At 53.0% G+C, this 18726-nt stretch carries 14 protein-coding genes; 13 read left to right on the forward strand and 1 reads right to left on the reverse strand.

Going from position 1 to position 18726, the window contains the following annotated elements:
- Positions 1-107 precede the first annotated feature (107 nt).
- The 8 genes from F3H12_RS06385 (at position 108) to F3H12_RS06420 (ending at position 8045) form a co-directional block, all read left to right on the forward strand.
- Positions 108-569: a CtsR family transcriptional regulator gene (locus tag F3H12_RS06385; protein WP_149678505.1), complete on the forward strand. Its 462-nt coding sequence runs from the start codon at positions 108-110 to the stop codon at positions 567-569.
- Between the two features lie 42 nt (positions 570-611).
- A complete protein-coding gene (locus F3H12_RS06390; protein WP_188118410.1) occupies positions 612-1106 on the forward strand; it encodes a UvrB/UvrC motif-containing protein in 495 nt (164 codons plus the stop codon).
- A complete protein-coding gene (locus tag F3H12_RS06395; RefSeq protein WP_149678507.1) occupies positions 1103-2149 on the forward strand; it encodes a protein arginine kinase in 1047 nt (348 codons plus the stop codon). The genes F3H12_RS06390 and F3H12_RS06395 overlap by 4 nt, the downstream gene beginning before the upstream one ends.
- Before the next feature lie 21 nt (positions 2150-2170).
- A complete protein-coding gene (locus F3H12_RS06400) occupies positions 2171-4618 on the forward strand; it encodes an ATP-dependent Clp protease ATP-binding subunit (RefSeq protein WP_149678508.1) in 2448 nt (815 codons plus the stop codon).
- A 649-nt stretch (positions 4619-5267) separates the two neighbouring features.
- Positions 5268-5465 carry a hypothetical protein gene (locus F3H12_RS06405; RefSeq protein ID WP_149678509.1) on the forward strand — a complete coding sequence of 66 codons (198 nt, stop codon included), beginning with the start codon at positions 5268-5270 and terminating at the stop codon, positions 5463-5465.
- A 254-nt stretch (positions 5466-5719) separates the two neighbouring features.
- Positions 5720-6154 (forward strand): 50S ribosomal protein L13, encoded by a 435-nt coding sequence (gene rplM / locus F3H12_RS06410; RefSeq protein WP_149678510.1) that lies wholly within the window; start codon positions 5720-5722, stop codon positions 6152-6154.
- Between the two features lie 22 nt (positions 6155-6176).
- Entirely contained in the window at positions 6177-6569 is a 393-nt protein-coding gene (gene rpsI, locus F3H12_RS06415; protein WP_149678511.1) for a 30S ribosomal protein S9, read from the forward strand.
- A gap of 324 nt (positions 6570-6893) precedes the next feature.
- Positions 6894-8045: a hypothetical protein gene (locus tag F3H12_RS06420; protein WP_149678512.1), complete on the forward strand. Its 1152-nt coding sequence runs from the start codon at positions 6894-6896 to the stop codon at positions 8043-8045.
- Positions 8046-8302: 257 nt separating this feature from the next.
- Here F3H12_RS06420 and F3H12_RS06425 read toward each other — a convergent pair whose 3' ends face one another.
- Positions 8303-9142 carry a polysaccharide deacetylase family protein gene (locus tag F3H12_RS06425; RefSeq protein ID WP_149678513.1) on the reverse strand — a complete coding sequence of 280 codons (840 nt, stop codon included), beginning with the start codon at positions 9140-9142 and terminating at the stop codon, positions 8303-8305.
- Between the two features lie 211 nt (positions 9143-9353).
- On the opposite strand from F3H12_RS06425, the gene F3H12_RS06430 reads away from it, so the two are divergent.
- The 5 genes from F3H12_RS06430 to F3H12_RS06450 form a co-directional block, all read left to right on the forward strand.
- Positions 9354-11042, forward strand: a complete 1689-nt coding sequence (locus F3H12_RS06430; protein WP_188118411.1) for a methyl-accepting chemotaxis protein — start codon at positions 9354-9356, stop codon at positions 11040-11042.
- Positions 11043-11298: 256 nt separating this feature from the next.
- Positions 11299-14127 carry an excinuclease ABC subunit UvrA gene (uvrA, locus tag F3H12_RS06435; protein WP_149678515.1) on the forward strand — a complete coding sequence of 943 codons (2829 nt, stop codon included), beginning with the start codon at positions 11299-11301 and terminating at the stop codon, positions 14125-14127.
- A 274-nt stretch (positions 14128-14401) separates the two neighbouring features.
- Entirely contained in the window at positions 14402-16279 is a 1878-nt protein-coding gene (locus F3H12_RS06440) for a WG repeat-containing protein (protein WP_149678516.1), read from the forward strand.
- A 94-nt stretch (positions 16280-16373) separates the two neighbouring features.
- Positions 16374-18260, forward strand: coding sequence for a WG repeat-containing protein (locus tag F3H12_RS06445; RefSeq protein WP_149678517.1), 1887 nt, complete (start codon positions 16374-16376; stop codon positions 18258-18260).
- Between the two features lie 179 nt (positions 18261-18439).
- The coding region (locus F3H12_RS06450) for a transposase family protein (protein WP_149677676.1) at positions 18440-18726 on the forward strand (287 nt) is incomplete at its 3' end.

The raw sequence follows: 18726 nt of genomic DNA on the forward strand, positions 1-18726 counted from the left end.
GCGGACCTGCCTGAATAAACGGCGCGGGAGTTGGCCATACTTGAAAAGATCAAGGGGATGCGTTATAATAGTCAGAGATAGTCAAATTGATACAAAGGGGTGATGGAATGGCAAGGCTCAGTGATCTCATTGAAGAATTTATCAAGTCAATGATAAACGATATGGACGGTGCGATTGAAATACAGCGCAACGAGCTTGCCAGCCGGTTTAACTGCGTGCCCTCCCAGATAAATTATGTCATATCCACACGGTTTACCAACGAGAAAGGCTATTATGTCGAGAGCCGACGCGGAGGCGGCGGGTATATCAGCATCCGCAGGCTGAATACCAATTCTGCCGCAGATTATATCATGCATATTATTACATCGATAGGGGATAAGATTTCACAGCATACCTGTGAGGTTTTCATCAACAACTTCGTGGACTACAACATCATCAGCAACAGGGAGGCCATGCTCATGCGGGCTGCAACATCGGACAAGGCTCTCATGGAGGTCCCGATGGATAGAAGGGATGATGTCAGGGCCATGATATTGAAGAATATGCTCACGAGTCTGACGGTGATATAGGGTTCTGTATCACCGGCGCGTCGCTAGAAGGGAATGGTGGTTATGCCGATTTGTCAGGTTTGCAAAAAAAGGGAAGCAACGGTTTTCCTGACACAGATCATCAATGGCAAGAAAACCGACATGTACATGTGCCGCCAGTGCGCCGGAGAGGGATACAAGATTGATTTGAACACGCTGATATCAGGCCTTTTGGGCCTCAGCTGGGGAGACGAGGAGATAGGAACCGCCACCCAGGTTGCCTGCGACCGCTGCGGGATGACGGTGGAGGAATTCAACAGAACGGGAAAGATGGGCTGCAGCCATTGCTACGATGTCTTCCGCGAGCCCATGAAGGTTCTGCTGAAACGCATCCAGGGAAATACGAGACACCAGGGAAAGGTTCCCGAAAGCTATGCGGCGGCCCACGCTGCCGAACTGGAGGTTGAAAAGCTGCAGCGGGAGCTTAGGGAATGCATCAGGGTGGAAAACTATGAAAGGGCCGCAGAGATCAGGGACAGAATCCGCCAGTTGCAATCAAGAAGGGGTGGACGGCAATGAAGCGGTGGTATATCGATAAGGGACCTGATTCCGATGTGGTGGTGAGCACCAGGGTCCGGCTGGCGCGCAATTTCGAGGAGTATCCGTTCCCTTCCAGATGCAGCCGGGAACAGCAGCGGGAGATCATCCGAAAGACCGTGGAGGCCTTAACGGGGGATGACGCGGAGTTCAGAAGAGGCTTCACGGTGATAGATTTCAAGAACATGGACCTGAACGAGCGGCTGGTCTATGTGGAAAAGCGCCTTGTCAGCAAGGAGCTGGCTGCCTCGGACCAGGAAGTGGGGCTGATCCTGAGCAACGATGAACAGATCAGCATCATGATCAATGAGGAGGATCACCTGAGGATACAGTGCCTGGCTGCGGGCATGCAGCTGGAAAAGGCCTCCGAGATATGCAACTATATCGACAACCTGTTGTCCCAGAAGATTGACTTCGCTTTCGACGACACCTTCGGTTTTCTCACCAGTTGTCCCACCAATATCGGTACGGCCATCCGGGCATCCCTGATGCTGCATCTTCCCGCCCTCACCATGACGGGGCATATCAACGCCCTGCTGGAGAATTGCGGGAAACTGGGCCTTTCGGTGAGAGGGCTGTATGGGGAGAATACGGAGGCACGCGGGTGCCTGTACCAGCTGTCAAACCAGATCACCCTGGGCAAGAGCGAGCAGGATATCGTGATGAGCATGAAGACCATCGCATACCAGGTTACTGAGCAGGAGCGGCTTTTGCGCAGGGAGATGATGCAGCGGAACGGCCTGCAGATGGAAGACAAGATCATGCGATCCTACGGCATTTTGAAGTATGCCCGCACGCTGAGTTCCGAAGAAGCCATGGAAAGGCTTTCGGATGTGCGGTTCGGGATTTTTGCCGGATTGATCACCAACCTGGATGAGACCGATGTGAACGAAATGATGCTCCGGATTCAGGCGGGCAGCCTTCAGAAGTTCGCCGGGAGATCCCTGCGATCCGATGAAATGGAAGCTGTTCGCGCAAGTTATATCCGAAACCATATAGCCAAGAAGGATAAACGGTTTGATTGATATTTACAAAGAGGTGAAATCATGATTTTCGGAAAATATACGAAAAAGGCGGAAACCGCGCTCATGCTGGCAAGGGAATGCGCTCTGTCCCTTGGCCATTCCTATGTGGGAACCGAACATGTCCTGTGGGGACTGGCCAAGGAAGGGACCGGCATAGCCGCCAGCGTGCTGAGCCTCAATAATGTGACCCCCGAGGGCATCGGCCAGAAGATCCTGGAGCTCATAGGCCGGGGGGACGGTTCGACTGGTCCGGTTACCTACACGCCGAGGACCAAGAGGGTGCTGGAACTCAGTTATGCCGAGGCCAGGCGCATGGGTCAGAATTTCATCGGCACCGAGCATATCCTTATCGGGATCATGCGCGAGGGGGAGAGCGTGGCCGTCAGGATTCTCAATGAGCTGGGTGTGGATATCCGCAAGCTCTACGAGAGCATTATCTCCATGCTGACCGAGGACACTCCGGCAGCGGTCAATGCCAACAGACCGAAGGCCGTGGATGTGGAAACGCCCACCCTGGATCAGTTCGGAAGGGATCTCACCGTCCTGGCCAGGGAAGGAAAGGTGGATCCGGTCATCGGCAGGGACAAGGAGATTGAACGGGTTATCCAGATCCTAAGCCGCAGGACCAAGAACAACCCCTGCCTCATCGGCGAGCCCGGCGTGGGCAAAACGGCCATCTGTGAAGGCCTTGCCCAGAAGATCGTGGAGGGCAATGTGCCGGAGACCTTGAAGAACAAGCGGGTTGTGACCCTTGACCTTTCCTCCATGGTGGCCGGCGCAAAATACCGGGGTGAGTTCGAGGATCGCCTGAAGAAATCCATTGAGGAGATACGCAATGCCGGAAACGTGATCCTGTTTATCGATGAGCTGCATACCATTGTGGGTGCCGGCGCGGCGGAAGGCGCCATCGATGCCGCCAATATCCTCAAGCCCCTTCTGGCAAGGGGTGAAATCCAGATCATCGGCGCCACCACGCTGGATGAATATCGTAAGCATATCGAGAAGGATGCGGCCCTGGAGAGAAGGTTCCAGCCCATCACCGTCGGGGAGCCCACCGAGGAGGAAGCCATCGAAATCCTCAAGGGCATCCGCGACAAGTATGAAGCCCACCATTCGGTGAAGATAACCGACAAGGCCATTGAGGCGGCCGTCAGATTGTCTGCACGGTATATCAGCGATCGTTTCCTGCCGGACAAGGCCATTGATTTGATCGATGAGGCTGCGTCCAAGGTAAGGCTCCGCTCCTTTACCGCACCGCCTGAGCTTAAGGAACTGGAAAGAAAGATGGAAGAGATCCACCAGATGAAGGAGGACGCCATCATCAGCCAGGAATTCGAGAAGGCGGCAGCCCTGAGGGATGAGGAAAACAAGCTGAAGGACGAGCTCAATTCCCGCATGGAAGCCTGGAAGATGAAGAACCAGCGGGATACCCAGGTGGTGACCGAGGACGAGATCGCCGAAATCATTGGTTCCTGGACCGGCATTCCGGTGGCCAAGCTCGCCCAGCAGGAGAGCGAACGGCTGAAGAACCTGGAAAGCGTCCTCCACCAGCGGGTGATCGGCCAGGAAGAGGCCGTGCGCGCCGTAGCCCGGGCAATCCGGCGGGGGCGTGTGGGATTGAAGGATCCCAAGCGTCCTGTGGGTTCCTTTATCTTCTGCGGACCCACCGGTGTGGGTAAGACCGAGCTGTCCAAGGCCCTGGCGGAAGCCCTGTTCGGGGACGAAAACCAGATGATCCGGATCGATATGTCCGAGTACATGGAAAAGCACAGCGTCTCGCGCCTGGTCGGTTCGCCGCCGGGTTATGTGGGCTATGACGAGGGCGGACAGCTCACTGAAAAGGTGAGAAGAAAGCCCTACACGGTGGTCCTGTTTGATGAGATTGAAAAAGCCCATCCCGATGTTTTCAACATGCTCCTGCAGATCCTGGATGACGGCAGGCTTACCGATTCAACCGGCAGGACCGTTGACTTCAAGAACACGGTCATCATCATGACCTCCAATGTGGGTGCCAGGGATATTGTGGAGCCCAAGAAGGTGGGCTTCGGCGCAGCAGAGGAGAATGCTGCCAAGGACTATGAGGACATGAAGAAGAATGTGATGGGCGAGCTCAAGAAGACCTTCCGTCCGGAGTTTTTGAACCGCGTGGACGAGATCATCGTCTTCCATCCGCTGAACCGCGATGAAATCAAGCGGATTGCCCAATTGATGCTGGATGAAGTCGCCAAGCGGATGAAGGGCAGAAACATCACGGTCACCTATACCGAAGCCGCGAAGGATTATATTGCGGAAAAAGGCTATGACAAGACATATGGTGCCCGCCCGCTGAAGCGGACCATCCAGGAGATGGTGGAGGATAAGCTGGCCGAGGAGATCCTGGACGGCAAGGTCAAGGAAGGCGATACGGTGAACCTGGATTTCGAGAATGGCCAGTTGGTCTTCAGAATTCCGGGGGCAGCGACCTTCTGATGTTATCCTGTAACGACTGGTTTGAAAAATGAAAGGACGGTTTCCGCCGTTCACAGCAACAGCGGGAACCGTCTTTTTTTATTTGCATGTCATTGCCGGCGTGTCAGCGCAGCGCGGCAATCTCATTACGCCCGCAAGCCGTACCTTTGTTGTCATTGCGAGTCATGCGTAAGCGATGCGAGGTAATCTCTGTGGCCGGGAGCCCGTAAAGCCCGGCCGCTGTGCTGCACGGCTGCAAAACATCTGCTGTTCGAATGGGGGTCGGCTGAACTCGCTTCGCTCAAACAGCAGCCGCCCTGATCCCATTCTCACAGGATGTTTTGGCGCCTTATCGCAATGCGTCCTTAACCTTTACGGGCTCCCTTCGATCAGGTGTCATTGCGAGCAAGCAAAGCAAGCGTGGCAATCTCATGACACCCGCAAAAGTCATACCTGTTCTGTCATTGCGAGCACCGCGCAAGCGGGGCGTGGCAATCTCTATATGCCTATGGTTAGCCCAGGAAGCCACTTGGATTGCTTTGTCGCTGGCGCTCCTCGCAATGACTCAAAAGCCATAGCCCAGCGGGATTATACCATGGCATTGCGAGTGGAGCGTCAACGCAGCGGTAATCCTGCGGGCAATGGCATAGGATAGGACGGAGGTGATGACATGTACAAGCCCAAATACCAGGAGGAATATGAGAAGGAAATGGATCGGGAATACGCCCGGGCAGCGGCCAGGGATGCCATAGAGGCGGAGAAAAGCAGAAAGAAGCAGGAAAAGCAGACAAAACTGGCTCTCATTCAGACCGTTGTGTTCGGGATCTGCCTGCTCATCGGTTATCTCGTGATAAGGAGCTTCTTCTGATAGGGCCTGAAACGAAAAATGGAACGGCAAACGAAATCGGGAGAGAATAACAGAAAAAAAGAGATATTGAGTGAGCTAGAGAGAGATATATGAAAATTAACGGGTATAGTTCTTGACAAGCTGGAACCGCCTGTATAAAATATAAAACGCCGCCTGTTGCGGCGGTTTTTTTGCGTAAATGACGGGCAGATCCCCTGGTGTTATCGTTAAACGAGCGGGATAACCCGAAAATATAGGAATAGGGAGGGTAACTCATGAAGACATTTATGGCAAAAGCGGGAGAGGTCGAGAAGAAATGGTATGTAGTCGATGTCCAGGGCAAGGTTCTCGGCCGCGCTGCCAGCGAGGTTGCGAAGATTCTTCGCGGAAAGCATAAGCCGCAGTATACGCCCCATGTTGATACGGGTGATTATGTCATCGTGATCAATGCAGACAAAGTGGTATTGACAGGAAAGAAACTGGATCAGAAGGTCTACAGGCGCCATACCGGCTGGATAGGCAATCTGAAGGAAATCAAATACAGACGTTTTCTGGAAACCAGGCCTGAACGCGTATTTGAACTGGCAGTCAAGAGAATGCTTCCCAGCAACAGCCTGGGGCGGAAAATGTTCAAGAAACTCAAGGTTTATGCCGGAGACAAGCACAACCACCAGGCTCAGAAACCCGAAGTGCTTGAGCTCAACATATAATGGATGAGGGGAGGATTCTTTAATGGCTAAAGTACAGTATTACGGCACAGGCAGAAGAAAGAAGTCCGTTGCCAGGGTCAGGCTTGTTCCGGGCAATGGTAATTTCACCATAAATGACAGAAACATTGATGATTACTTCGGACTGGAGACCCTTAAGGTTATCTGCAACCAGCCCCTGGTTCTGACCGAAACCGTTGGCAAGTTCGATGTGCTGGTTAACGTTAAGGGTGGTGGATTCACCGGTCAGGCCGGCGCAATCCGTCATGGTGTTGCCAGAGCTCTGCTCAAGGTGGATGAAGCCTACAGGTCGGCGCTCAAGAAGGCCGGTTTCCTGACCCGCGATCCGAGAATGAAGGAAAGAAAGAAGTACGGTCTCAAAAAGGCCCGTCGCGCTCCCCAGTTCTCCAAGAGATAACGGGTATTCAGGCAAATATGCATGGAAGAGCTGCAGAAATGCGGCTCTTTTTAGTTTTATATCAAATTCTTCAATAAATGTTGGGATGCCGAAGGATGAAAGCTTCGGATTCCAACATTTTTTTATCAGACAAGAATGCCTGGTATTTGAATCCAACCGTCATAGGTTCAAGTACCTTTGGTGGTTTTCATAGGTGCAAAAATCAATGGCAAACGCTGGAAAGAGAATGCCTTTCCGTTGTATAATATGTCTGATCCCATGAAACAAGCTTCAGGAGCGGGTTTAATGGAAATTCATAAAATTTTATGACAAGGAAGTGAGTCTATGCATCTGAGGAAAATTGCAGCTGTTTTGCTTGGTTTATCCATGTTGCTGACGGGCTGTTCGGAAGAACCCGCGGCAAAGGCTGATTCCATGGAGGAAGCGTCTGCAGGTGTCCAGACCGAAGCCCAGGAGCAGGAATCAACCGCAGAACCCGTCACTGACGGCGTTTCCGACGGGGGCAATATTTCTGAAAATGCGGATGATACGCCTGTACCGGAGATTGCTGCCGAAGCGGCCGGAGAAGAGGCGGGCAGCGGTGTGATAGAGTTTATCCCGATGGCCCAGCTGCCGGATCTCAATATGGACCCACAAACGCCGTTTACCGTAAACGACATTTATTACACCAGCATCCTCACCCCGGTTTATCATGAGAACTACAGGTATCAGATCCGGGAGTTTACCAAGCGCCCGGCCAGGCTGGTCATCGACATCGGCAACACGGGAAGCACCGATCTTGTCATAACCGATGAAAACATGTTCTACTCCATTTTGGATGAAGAAGGCAATGAGGCTGCCGGATCCAAGGTGCAGGGAGCCCCTGTCACCATTGCCCCCGGCGAGATCAGGCGCGTGGTTGTAACCGCTCAACACCCGGATGCGGGCCTTGTATTCCTGGATTTCGGCGGCATGTCCCACACCGTCGGCCATCCCTTCTATTTCCCCACCCTGGATGATGCCGTGGATGTGACCGACACCACCCCATACTACAAGTACGGATACATCTTGGAAGATGAAAACGGCAATCCTTTCCGCATAGCCCAGCATTTCAAGCAGGTCATTGGTAACGGGAAAGCCAAGATGACAGCCTGTAACCTGATGATCCTGGAAAACGGGAAGATTGGCCCTATCGACAAGGGTGACGGTTTCCTGGCGGCGGTCAAGGTCAAGATAGCCAATACCTCCGATGAGGTTATGACCATCGACCAGCTGCTCGTCTCCGGGGGCGGGCTCTCCGGCGTGGAGTTCACTGAGAAGGATATGGCCCTTCTGGGTGACAGAGCCCTGCCTTATACCATCGAGCCCAGAACTATTGTGGAAGGATGGATTCCCTTCAGGGTCAGGGATGGACGGGATCCTTACGGCATCGTCTTCCGCACCAGCCACGGCGGTTTCGTTCTGGAAGCCATGCATAGTTACCCTGTTTACTATTAAACGGGCATTCAGCTTCCCGCTCGCCCAAATCCCATACGTTTCTGTTACCAGGACGATGCTCCAGGCCAGCGGGCAGGGTTCATATCATGCATGCGCATGTTTTGGCTGGACGGGAAGGATAAGCGCTCATTAATGGCGTAAAGGCAGAATTTGAAAGCCGCTTGCCGGAAAAGGCAAGCGGCTTTTCATTAATATTCCGAGTTATTTGATGCGGCAGGAAATGGCTTTACAGGCTACCGGAAATGGATGCGCGCGGCTCACGCGATCTCCAGGGTTTCACCCGGGCCTATCTCATAGAGCCTGCCGTCGCATTCAAACCAGAGCCTTCTTGCGCCGGGATTCCTGACGCGTGTGCTCTCCACACTGAACTGGAGCCGGTTGAAATCATCCACATAGTCATATACCTCGATATTGGTAGCGTACCAGATGTCCTCCCGGCCGCCCATGTAGGAAGCGAACTCCTCTATGACATGCCAGTTGTTGTTGGCCTCAAACTCATAGCTGTGTCCCCACAGGTAAAAGAGCCAGGGGGCATGGCGGGGACTTTCTTCGGCAAACTGCTTCGCCAGGGGCATCAGCGCTTCGGAATCATGGTGGCAGGTTGGTTTAAGCCGCAGCCAGTCCGTTGGCAGATTGAAACTGTGGGAAGATTCCACGGTCCTGGCATAGACGATGCCGCATGCTTTAATGGTTTCCACCACGCTGTCGCTGTATGTACCGTAGGGATAGGCCATGCCGCGGACAATGGTACCAAACTGCCTTTCCAGATTTTCCCTGTCCTTGATGATCTCCCTGGCCACCATGGCCGGAGGCAGCTGCTCGAGAAAGGGATGGGTCAGGGCATGGACCGCTATCTCTTGCCCGGAATTCAGGAATGTTTCGGTGACCTGCCTTTCTGTCATCCTGCGATGGATCTGGCCTTTGGGATAGACTGTGCCTTCCGGGGCATACAGTCCGCTGTTGAGGTTAAAGGTGCCCTTAAGTCCGTGCCTGTTCATGATTTCAACCAGGCGCATATCCTGCTCCACGCCGTCGTCATAGCTAAGGGTAAGAGCCTTTGCCCTGCCCTGAGGGAACCTGAGAAAAATGCTGGCCATCTGTCATTACCCCCTTTATGCCAACTCTGTTATATCAATTGCTTTTTAGCCATGTCAAGCAGGGCCGAACAGATATCCGGCACCGGATGCGACAATATTCGACAAAGATACTCAGGAAACGACATTGCCTGTATTGTGGGGCCATAGGTGTTATCGTATAATGGAAACATCAAGTTGCTTCACAGTTACAGCAAGCCAAGGGGGGGCTGATATGAAACTGAAAGGCAAGCTCATGACCATTTTTCTTGTTACACTTCTCATCTTCTCGACGCTTGTTTCTCTTCTCATGACGGACGGCATGCGAAAAGCCTTTGAAAAGCAGATGCTTGAAAGTGCCGCAGAATTGAACCGGTTGGGTCTTTTGATGTTTGATGCCAAACATCCCGGACCATGGAGAGTGGAGGGGGACGCTCTCTATAAGGGTGATACCCCGGTTAATGATTACCTGGATTTGCTCGATTCACTCATCGCGAGTAAAGACTTTACTGCCACGCTGTTCCGCGGTAACACAGGTGTTGTGACCACTTTTACGGATGAGCATGGCAACCGGATTGTCGGCATCGAAGCTTCGCCGGAGGTTTCACAGGCTGTCCTTGGAAGAGGAGAAACCTACTCCGGGGAGGCCAAAGTGGCGGGGAGAACATACATCGCCTATTATACCCCGCTGCTGGATGAAGCAGGGCAGCCTGTTGGCATGTGGTATGTAGGCTATGACAAGGAAAAATTACGGAGCATGGTAAACGCCAATCTGGTGAGTACCTGGGTACACCAGACCATAGCGTTGTTGGTCGCATCTGCCGTCGTTTACCTTTTTGGTTCACGTTTTGTCAGGCCTTTGAACGCTGTGACCACACATCTTGTCAGGATTTCAGAAGGCCGTTTTGATCTGGAGATACCGGATACCCGGCTGAAGGATGAGATTGGAGATATCGTCAAGGCTTCAAAAACCATGCAGCAATCCACGCGCAGCATGGTAAAAACCATTCTTGAAGAGTCAAAAAATATTGAAGATGTCCTCGTGGAGACCGTAAAAGATATGGAGGCACTCAAGGGGGATATGGAAGATGCCTCCGCAACCACCCAGGAACTTTCTGCCGGTATGCAGGAAACCGCTGCTTCCCTTGAGGAAATGAATGCGACATCGACCCAGATCGAAGCGGCTGTGGCGCATATGGCCAAGCGCGCTGAAGAAGGAAGCAGGACAGCGGATAAAATCAAAAAGCGTGCGGCTGACCTCAGGCAGAAAGCCATCGCGTCAAAACAGTCCGCCCTTGAGCTTCTGGGTCAGAGCCAGAAACAGCTGGAAGCGGCCATTGAGCGTTCCAGATCCATCGGTCAGATCCAGATACTGTCCGATGCGATCCTGGAAATAGCCGCCCAGACCAACCTGCTTTCCCTGAATGCCGCCATAGAAGCATCACGGGCAGGCGAATACGGCGCCGGATTTGCGGTGGTGGCCGATGAGATCAGAAAGCTCGCGGAAGACTCCAGGCGAACCGTGGAAGAAATCCAGACGGTAACCGGTTCGGTAACCGAGGCTGTCAGCAACCTGGCCAGAAGCTCGGAAAACATCCTGGATTTCATCAGCGGCAGGGTGGTCCACGACTACGACAACCAGGTAAAAATCGGTGAGCAATATGATCTGGATGCCCAGTACGTTAACAATATGATGCAGGAGATCAGCGCCACATCCGAACAGCTCATGGCCTCCATCAGCAATCTGATGCAGGCGATTAATGATGTGTCCAGGGCAGCCAACGAAGGCGCTTCAGGTGCGTCATCCCTCGCGGAAATGGCCACCCGCGTATCCGACAAGAGCAATCTTGTTCTTGAAATGGCGGAAAAGGCCAACAGAAGCGTTGTGACCCTGAAGGAATATGTCCAGAAATTCACCATATAAAGGGCCGGTTCAGGCCGGGGGATGCTGACACCGGCACCTGACGGTTCAGAAAGCATGCCATGGACGCGTGAATGGTCCTGCGCAGCCATCCTGTCCATGGACATGCCGGCTTTTTCAAGGCACATGGCAGATCATCCCATGTGCCGTTTTTTGATCTGTTGATTTCCGTACATATGTTCGGTATAATGGGTATGGTTTATGGAAGGACCGAAAGGATGCATAATAAACCTAAAGCGATATAAAGGAAGAATGCGCCATGGAAAACTGCATCAGAATTAAAGGTGCCTGTGAGCATAATCTGAAAAACATAGATCTGGAGATACCCCGGGACAAGCTGGTTGTGATCACCGGGCTCAGCGGTTCGGGAAAATCGTCCCTGGCCTTCGACACCATCTACGCGGAAGGCCAGAGGCGTTATATGGAATCCCTTTCGTCCTATGCCCGACAGTTCCTGGGCCTGATGGAAAAACCCGACGTGGAGTCCATAGAAGGCCTGTCGCCGGCCATCTCCATCGATCAGAAGACCACCTCCAGGAATCCCCGATCCACAGTAGGAACGGTTACCGAGATCTACGACTATTTCAGGCTCATGTTTGCCAGGATAGGCGTACCCCATTGTCCCGAATGCGGCAGGGAGATCGCCCAGCAGACGGTGGACCAGATGGTGGACGCGGTAATGGCCCTGGAGCAAGGCACGCGCATTCAGGTCCTGGCCCCCGTTGTCCGGGGAAGAAAGGGCGAGTACACAAAGCTCATCCAGGATGCCAGGAAGAAGGGCTTTGTCCGTGTCCGCATCGACGGGGAAGTCATGGAGATCCAGGATGACATCCGCCTGGACAAGAACAAAAAGCATACCATTGAAATTGTTGTGGACAGGCTCATCATCCGTGAAGATATTCAAAAACGCCTGACCGATTCCATAGAAAGCGCCCTGAACCTGGCCGGCGGCCTTTTGGTCATCGATGTCATCGGCAAGGAAGAAATGCTGTTCAGCCAGAACTATGCCTGCCCCGATTGCGGGATCAGCATTCCGGAGCTGACACCGCGGATGTTTTCTTTCAATAATCCTTATGGGGCATGTCCCGAATGCAGCGGTCTGGGCGTGCTGTTCAAGATGGACCCGGACCTGATCATTCCTGATAAAACCAAATCCCTGGCTGAAGGCGCCGTTACGGCAGCCGGCTTCAATTTTTCCAGCGAGGATGCCTACGGGAGAATGTACCTGGACGCCATGGCCAGGCATTATGGCTTCAGCGTGGACACGCCCGTAAAGGATCTGCCTGAGGACATACTCGACAAAATCCTTTATGGCACCCGTGGAGAGAAGATCAAGGTCGAGTATAACAAGGAATATGGCAGCGGCACCTTCATGAGCTCCTTCGAAGGCATCATCAACAGCCTGGAGAGGCGCTACCGGGAAACCAAGTCCAACGGCATGAAGGAGTATTACGAATCCTTCATGAGCCAGACGCCCTGCCCGGTGTGCCAGGGCAAGCGCCTGAAGAAGGAAAGCCTGGCTGTTACCGTGGGCGGGAAGAATATCCATGAAATATGCCTCATGTCGGTGCGGGAGTGCATGGCATTCTTCCACAACCTGGAGCTTAAGCCCAGGGATGCGGCCATTGCCGCGCAGATCCTTAAAGAGATCCGTGCACGGCTGAAGTTCCTGATGGATGTGGGGCTGGACTACCTGACCCTGTCCCGGGCTGCAGGCACGCTGTCCGGCGGTGAAGCGCAGCGGATCCGGCTGGCCACCCAGATAGGCTCGGGGCTCATGGGTGTCCTGTACATCCTCGACGAGCCAAGCATAGGCCTCCACCAGCGGGACAACGAGCGCCTCCTCGCAACCCTAAAGCGGCTGCGGGATCTGGGGAATACGCTCCTGGTGGTGGAACATGATGAGGACACCATGTATGCGGCGGACCACATCATCGATATGGGCCCGGGCGCAGGCGAACAGGGCGGAAGAGTGGTGGCCCAGGGCACCGTTGAGGACATCAAGAAGAACCCCAATTCCATTACGGGAAAATACCTAAGCGGCGCTATCCGCATCGAGGTGCCCGAAAAGAGAAGGGAATACAATGGCAAGGTTATCCGGATCCTGGGGGCCCGGGAAAACAACCTGAAGGATATCGATGTGGATATCCCGCTGGGCGTCTTTACCTGCGTGACAGGGGTATCGGGTTCCGGCAAGAGTACCCTGGTGAATGAGATCCTCTATAAAAAGCTTGCCGGCAAGCTGAACCATGCCAAGACCAAGGCCGGCCTGCATCGCGACATGCTGGGCCTTGAGCATCTGGACAAGGTGATCAACATCGATCAGTCCCCCATCGGCCGGACCCCGCGATCCAACCCGGCCACCTATACCGGTGTGTTCGACCTGATCCGAAGCCTGTTCGCCGAAACGACGGATGCCAAGATGAAGGGGTATTCCGCGGGACGGTTCAGCTTCAACGTGCGCGGCGGAAGATGCGAGGCCTGTGCCGGTGACGGCATCATCAAGATCGAGATGCACTTCCTCCCCGATGTTTATGTTCCCTGCGAGGTCTGCAAGGGACGGCGTTACAACCGCGAAACGCTGGATGTCAAATACAAGGGTAAGAACATTGCCGATGTGCTGGACATGACGGTGGATGAGGCCCTGAAATTCTTCGAGAACATACCCAGGATCCAGAAAAAGCTGCAGACCCTGCATGAGGTGGGCCTGGGTTATATCCGCCTGGGACAGCCGGCCACCACCCTTTCGGGCGGCGAGGCCCAGCGGGTCAAGCTGGCCACCGAGCTGTCCAGAAAGGCCACCGGCAGGACCATGTATATCCTGGACGAGCCCACCACCGGCCTTCATATGGCCGATGTCCACAAGCTCATCGAGGTCCTGCACCGGCTGGTGGATGCCGGCAACACGGTGGTGGTCATAGAGCATAACCTGGACGTGATCAAAACAGCCGATCACATCATCGATCTGGGTCCGGAAGGCGGTGACCGCGGCGGACAGATCGTGGCCTGCGGAAGACCGGAAGAGGTCGCCCAGGTTAAGGAATCCTATACGGGCCAATTCCTGAAAAAACTTTTGCCCGGCTGCTGAAGCGCGGAAATGTTTTCTGATTTGCCTTTGGATTGATACAGTCAGAAATACGCTTTTGAAAGCCTTGACCGGCTTGCCATGCACCTTTGAAGGGATATTTGGCAGGCCGGTTTTTTGCAGGCTTTTGTGCCATGCAGGAGGGTACCTGATATATAAAGTGATCATATCCTTTCTTTGGCATGGATCTTTATGGTACAATCAGTTCATATATTTGACGCCCTGGCCGACTTGCCGTGTGCCTGCAGGCCGGCTTTTCTTAAGCGGGGGAAAAGCTATGAAGCGCGGATCATACGCTATTTTGGTTTTTTTATTGGTCATGGCTCTGACATTTGCGGGATGCGGAAGGTATGAAGTGCCTGATAATGTGCCCGTAAATGCAGAGCAAACAGACACTGTCACACCGGTGCCGAGTGCCGAAACACCTGAGCCTGCGGACGGGTCCGGGACGGCCGGGGATTTGCTCCCCTTTTCCGAAAGCCGGGGCTTTCAACGGCTTTACGGTTATATGGATCAGGACGGCAACGTTGTGATCGAGCCCCGGTTCGGCAGTGCAGAACCCTTCCATGCATGCGGTCTGGCTGTTGTGAAGGACACCAACGGCAAAGCGGGGCTTATTGACAGGACCGGGAAGTTCCTGGTGAAACCCGAGGCTGACAGCATCAGTTACAGCGATGGTGTTTTCATTGTGCTGATCCACGGCGAGGAGACCGTTTCACGCGCCTATGATGAAAACGGCACGCTGCTTTTTGAGCACGATTATATTTATCCGTTCAGCGAGGGCCTTTCCCGGCGGTATTCAGACGTAACCGCGGGCTATATCGACAAAACGGGAAAACTGGTGCTGGAGGTCCCCTACAAGAGCATAGACAATTTCTATGACGGCATCGCCCTGGTGTCCATGAGATATGACGGGCCTTCCCTTTACATTGACAAGCAGGGAAACGATCTGACCGATACCATCTCTTCAGGGCTGCGCATGTTTAAGGATGAAACGTCCGGCCTTTTCGGCTATGAGGACAAGGACGGCAACAGGGTGATTGAACCGCAGTATTACAGCGCCACCCCCTTCAGGGACGGGCTGGCCATTGTGTGTGTGAACGACAGCGGCGACCTGTTATACGGTATCATCGATACGCGGGGGAATTACGTGCTGGCACCTGAATACTGCGATATCAGGAGGATGCGGAACGGTTCCTTTGCCGTGGGCGAGAAAATACCCGAAGATGTCTTTGTCTCGTCCATGTATGCGAATTACAGCCGAAAAGCCCTCTTCAGCAAGGACCTGAAAAAACATACCGAATGGATTTATTTCGAACTGGACAATTTTGATGCAAACTACACCTGTGCCAGTGACGGGACGAAGATCATCTATCTGGACGCCCAGCTGAATCCGGCAACCGATCTGCCGCAATTTGAGGGCCGAGGGCTCATGTTGGCTGACGGCTCCCTGCTGAGGGGAAAGATAAACGGTCAGCTGACGGTGGCCGATCGGCAGGGCAACATCCTGGTGAGGGATGAAAAGCTGACATTGTTGGGAAACGGCGTGACAGCCCGGTCGGTCACCCGTTATCCCCATGACTATACCACTGTCATGTACCCGGTCCTGGATGGACTGGAGGATGTCTGGATTGAGGATCAGCTGAACCGGTTTATCCGGGAGCAGGCGGAAAGTTACGTGAGCTTTGACGGGACATATGCCGAAGAGGACCATTATTTCTTCCCTATAACCGATATCCAGTGCTCGGTGAACATCATCAAGAACCTCTTGCACATCGAACTGTCGGTGGATGAATACTGGATAGGCGCAGCCCATCCGGGGTATGACTGGAGCAACGAATACATCAGCCTCATCGATGGCAGGCGATACGCCATCGACGACCTCTTCAAATCGCCCGATGAAGCGCGGCAACGCCTGTGTGAAAAGGTGAACGACCAAATTGCGGAGCTGGCTGAAGAATTCTATGATTTCTATGACAAGGTGGTGCCAGAACAGATACAGCGTTTCCACCTGGAGGATGACGGGCTCACCATCTACTTTGCCCAGTATGAAATTGCCCCATATGCTGCCGGAATGCCCATGTTCCATATTCCCTATTCGGAGATCATGGATCTGATCGATACGGAAGGTAATTTCTGGAAAGCATTCAATTAATCCCGGTAATTCAAATCCTCTCGGAGAGGTTAAGGGTATAATCGGCTTGCCGCGCCGGAGCAGGCCGGTATTTGCATCAAGGAGGTAGACATCTATGCTGCGAAGAGCAAAAAATCTTGCAGGGTTAATGCTGGCATTCACCCTGATCGTATCGGGCTGCGGCCGGTACGCAGAGACTGTGGAAAAGCCTGCTGGCGAAAAACCTGTTGCCACGGAAACTCCGAAGCTTTCTGTTGAGACCCCTGCTCCCCAAAAGGAGCCGGAACCCAGGGAACTGGTTCCTTTTGCTGAGAGCCGGGACTTTGAACGGCTCTACGGGTATATGGACCAGGCCGGGAATATAGTGATTGAACCCCGGTTTGGCAGCGCTGAGCCTTTCTATGCATGCGGCCTGGCCATAGCGGGTGATGCAAACGGCAAGCTGGGGCTTATCGACAGGAGCGGGAAATTTGTGGTCAGCCCCGAGGCCAACATCATCACATACAGCGATGGGGTGTTCATCGCGCTGATCTATGACGGGAACAGACGTGCCCGTGCCTACGACGAAAACGGCGCATTTCTGTTTGAGCAGGCGGACTGGATTTACCAGTTCAGCGATGGGCTGTCCAAAATCTCTGCAAACGGAAAAAGCGGTTATATTGATAAAACCGGAAAGATAGTGCTGGAGGTTCCCTATAAGAATACAGGCGAATTCTGCGACGGCATTGCAGAGGTTGCCATGGAATACGGCGGGCCTTCCGTGCTCATCGACAAACAGGGGAATGATCTGACCGAGAAGGTTTCCTCAGGCCTTCGCATGATAAAGGATGCACAAACCGGCCTTTTCGGCTATGAGGACACCAGCGGGAAAAGGGTGATTGAACCCAGATTCATTACGGCTTCTCCCTTCAGGGATGGCCTGGCCATTGTGGGGGTTGAGGGCGGCACATACGACGAATACCTGGTTTATGGCATCATCGATACCCAGGGCAGTTACGTGCTGGAGCCTGAATACATCAGTATCAGAAGGATGCGCAACGGCTCCTTTGCTGTGGGAGAGAAACTGCCTGAAGATGCCTTTTTCCCTTCGATGTATGTGGAATACTGCAAGAAGGCACTTTTCAGCAAGGATCTGAAACAGCATACCGATTGGGTCTTCCTGGAGCTGGACGATCTTGACGCGAGCTACACCTGTGTCAGCGATGGAAAGAAGATTTACTATTTGGATTCCCGGCTGAACAGGGCGACGGATCTGCCGGAATTCGAGGGCCGCGGGCTCATGCTGGCAGACGGTTCCCTGCTCAGGGGAACCATTAACGAGCAACTGACGGTTGCCGAGCGGTCAGGCAAGATCCTTTCAAAGGATGAAAAACTGACCCTGCTGGAAGGCGGCATAAAGGCCCGGTTTGTCACCCAATATCCCCACGATTACACCACCATCATCTATCCGATCCTGGAAGGCCTGGAGGATGCCTGGATTGAGGAACAGCTGAACCGGTTCATTCAGCAGGAGGCTGAAAGCTATGTGAGCTTTGACGGTACATATGCCGAGGTGGATCACTATTTCTTCCCGGATACGAGAATCAACTGCTCTGTGAACATCATAAAGGATTTATTGCATATCGAACTGAATGTCAGCGATTATTGGCTGGGTGCAGCTCACCCGGGATATTACTGGATCAATCTGTACGTCAATATCCAGGATGGCAGAAATTTTGAAATTGACCACCTTTTCAAATCACCGGAGGATGCCCGCAGGCGCCTGAGCGAAAAAGTGAACGAAGCTGCCCGTAAGCTTAACGAGGAGTCCTACGATTATTATGATACCGTCGAGCCGCATCAAATCAGGAATTTCCAACTGGGAATGGACGGGCTTACCGTTTACTTCAGCCTTTATGAAATTGCCCCCTATGCGGCCGGAATCCCCGAGTTTTATATCCCCTATTCCGAGATCATGGACCTGATCGATACCGAGGGCGATTTCTGGAAGTCCTTCCACTAAGGCAAACCAACGAGACCGGAAGCTCAGCTTCCGGTTTTTTTGGGTTCTATAATAAATGTTGGGGTGCCGAGGGACAGAAACTTCGGAACTCCAACATTTTTTGCAAATAAAGAGAGCATGGAGTGAAATCTCTAGTAAAATGTAGTTACTCACACCATCATTTTAAAGGAGAATCAACCATGCTCTACAAAGATTATACGCGAGAATTTATTGGATTTGAAGATGTAACCGTTACCTTCGCAGAAAGAAAGGACAATCAGTTCCACATTTATATGAGAATGAAGCGAAAAGCCCATGAGTGTCCCCGCTGTGGTCGGACTACGGACAAGATTCACGATTACAGAGAACAACAAATTAAGGATATATCTTCGTTTGGAAGCTATACTTTCATACATCTGCGGAAACGACGCTATGTATGTCCTTCATGCAATAAAAGGTTTTATGAAGAGGTACCTTTCCTGCCAAG

Source organism: Thermoclostridium caenicola, from assembly GCF_900142095.1.
GTDB lineage: Bacteria > Bacillota > Clostridia > DSM-8532 > DSM-8532 > Thermoclostridium_A > Thermoclostridium_A caenicola.

What these genes read in the sequence shown, in the direction of transcription:
- F3H12_RS06385 (WP_149678505.1), top strand. Translation starts at nt 108, where the DNA reads ATGGCAAGGCTCAGTGATCTCATTGAAGAATTTATCAAGTCAATGATA.
- F3H12_RS06390 (WP_188118410.1), top strand. Translation starts at nt 612, where the DNA reads ATGCCGATTTGTCAGGTTTGCAAAAAAAGGGAAGCAACGGTTTTCCTG.
- F3H12_RS06395 (WP_149678507.1), top strand. Translation starts at nt 1,103, where the DNA reads ATGAAGCGGTGGTATATCGATAAGGGACCTGATTCCGATGTGGTGGTG.
- F3H12_RS06400 (WP_149678508.1), top strand. Translation starts at nt 2,171, where the DNA reads ATGATTTTCGGAAAATATACGAAAAAGGCGGAAACCGCGCTCATGCTG.
- F3H12_RS06405 (WP_149678509.1), top strand. Translation starts at nt 5,268, where the DNA reads ATGTACAAGCCCAAATACCAGGAGGAATATGAGAAGGAAATGGATCGG.
- rplM (WP_149678510.1), top strand. Translation starts at nt 5,720, where the DNA reads ATGAAGACATTTATGGCAAAAGCGGGAGAGGTCGAGAAGAAATGGTAT.
- rpsI (WP_149678511.1), top strand. Translation starts at nt 6,177, where the DNA reads ATGGCTAAAGTACAGTATTACGGCACAGGCAGAAGAAAGAAGTCCGTT.
- F3H12_RS06420 (WP_149678512.1), top strand. Translation starts at nt 6,894, where the DNA reads ATGCATCTGAGGAAAATTGCAGCTGTTTTGCTTGGTTTATCCATGTTG.
- F3H12_RS06425 (WP_149678513.1), bottom strand. Translation starts at nt 9,142, where the DNA reads ATGGCCAGCATTTTTCTCAGGTTCCCTCAGGGCAGGGCAAAGGCTCTT.
- F3H12_RS06430 (WP_188118411.1), top strand. Translation starts at nt 9,354, where the DNA reads ATGAAACTGAAAGGCAAGCTCATGACCATTTTTCTTGTTACACTTCTC.
- uvrA (WP_149678515.1), top strand. Translation starts at nt 11,299, where the DNA reads ATGGAAAACTGCATCAGAATTAAAGGTGCCTGTGAGCATAATCTGAAA.
- F3H12_RS06440 (WP_149678516.1), top strand. Translation starts at nt 14,402, where the DNA reads ATGAAGCGCGGATCATACGCTATTTTGGTTTTTTTATTGGTCATGGCT.
- F3H12_RS06445 (WP_149678517.1), top strand. Translation starts at nt 16,374, where the DNA reads ATGCTGCGAAGAGCAAAAAATCTTGCAGGGTTAATGCTGGCATTCACC.